The organism is Microvirga sp. KLBC 81, from assembly GCF_003075415.1.
GTDB lineage: Bacteria > Pseudomonadota > Alphaproteobacteria > Rhizobiales > Beijerinckiaceae > Microvirga.
The window spans coordinates 1-1,160 of sequence record NZ_QDAH01000262.1; the positions used below are offsets into that span (position 1 = coordinate 1).

The 1,160-nt window shown below is 62.7% G+C and carries 1 protein-coding gene; it reads left to right on the forward strand.

Annotated elements, in window-relative coordinates; genetic code table 11:
• The first annotated feature begins 82 nt into the window (after positions 1-82).
• Complete coding sequence (locus tag DC522_RS33650) at positions 83-1,024, forward strand: IS5 family transposase (protein ID WP_116532713.1); 942 nt, start codon at positions 83-85, stop codon at positions 1,022-1,024.
• The last annotated feature ends 136 nt before the right edge of the window (positions 1,025-1,160 follow it).

Sequence of the window (1,160 nt, forward strand, 5' to 3'; positions counted from 1 at the left end):
ATGAGACCTGTGCGCGGGTGGCCTCGACCAGGAGCCTTTTGGGTGGTCCAATAGGGCGGATGCGTATGACGGGAGCAGTCCCATGGCACGCCGTCAGATTGGACAGGAAGTCTTCGAGTTCGTCTCAGATCCGATCGCCCACCGCTCGTCCTTGGACCGCCTGTCGGAGTTGATCGATTGGCCCTCGCTGGATCGGCGTCTGCTCGACATTTACTCCGCCGACAAGGGCGAGCTCGCTTGGCCGCCCCTGGCCCTGTTCAGGGCCTTGCTGCTGGCCGTCTGGTACGATTTATCGGACGTGAAGCTGGCGGAGGCGCTGGAGGACCGCGCCTCGTTCCGACGCTACTGCGGCTTCTCCCTCCGTGAGGCCACTCCGGAGCGCACCGCCTTCGTGCGCTTCCGGCGGGAGTTGGTGGAGCGCTCACTCGACAAGGTCCTGTTTGAGGAAGTCACGCGCCAGCTCAAAGCCCAAGCCGTCACCATCAAAACAGGCACACTGATCGATGCGACTGTGATTGCCTCAGCAAGCCACCGGGATGAGGAGGCCGCCTGGGCAGGACACAAGCGGCGCAGAGCCATTTACGGCTTCAAAGCCCATGTGGCGGCCGACGCTGATACGGCCCTCGTTGAGGAATTGACCGTCACACCCGGCAACGTCAATGACGGGCGTGCTGGCGGCGAGGTTCTGCCGGATGATCCTGGCGACGTTTACGCGGACAGTGCGTACCGCGGAACACCTTTTGCCTCTGCGGTGCAGAGCAAAGGCGGGTCCCCGCGCGTGGTCCAGGCCGGCATGTGGGGCCGGCCTGGTGGCAATGCCTTACGCAAGCTGCGGGCGTGGAACCATCACATCCAGCACGTGCGCTGCCGGATCGAGAAGATCTTCGGCACCTGGAAGCGCAGCTACGGACTACGACGTATGCGCTGGCTGGGACTGGCGAAAGCAGCCCTGCAGGTCAGGCTAACTGCAATGGCCTACAACCTGAAGCGAACTGCTGTCATCCTGATGCCGGAGACTGCCTGATCGAAGGCGACGTGCGCGCTCAAACATTCCTAACGGGAGCATCGGGCGTTAACACTGCCGGTCTGGAAGAAGTAACGTAGAGGGCATCTCTCACAGTCGATCAGGACCGCAGTTTCCTCACCCGCGCACAGGTCTC

Bases quoted from the DNA above. Each gene is read 5' to 3' on its own strand.
- DC522_RS33650 (WP_116532713.1), top strand. From the start codon at position 83: ATGGCACGCCGTCAGATTGGACAGGAAGTCTTCGAGTTCGTCTCAGAT.